Annotated in this window: 1 protein-coding gene; it reads left to right on the top strand. The window is 66.2% G+C overall.

Translation table 11 applies throughout. The features are described 5' to 3' along the window. Window positions 1-266, top strand: a 266-nt coding sequence (locus tag P9217_RS30230) for a uracil phosphoribosyltransferase (protein ID WP_347404378.1), incomplete at both ends; no start/stop codon positions are given.

Genomic DNA, 266 nt, shown 5'->3' with positions numbered 1-266 from the left:
AGACACCCCCAGCCCGGTTTTCCGCCAGCTTGTCGAGGAACTTGTCACCCTCATGGCTTACGAGGGCACCCGCGAGGTGCGCATCGAGCCAACCACCGTCACCACCCCACTCACCGCCACCGAGGGCGTCGCCCTGACCCGCCCTAAGCCCCTCGTGGTTCCGATTCTGCGCGCCGGCCTGGGAATGCTCGAGGGCATGATGCGCCTCATCCCGTCAGCTGAGGTCGGCTTCGTGGGCATGGCCCGTGATGAGGAAACCCTCCAAC

The sequence above is a fragment of the Mesorhizobium sp. WSM4989 genome (assembly GCF_029625795.1).
GTDB lineage: Bacteria > Pseudomonadota > Alphaproteobacteria > Rhizobiales > Rhizobiaceae > Mesorhizobium.
The sequence above is the reverse complement of the archived record's forward strand: the minus strand, read 5'-3'. Positions and strand labels throughout refer to the sequence as shown.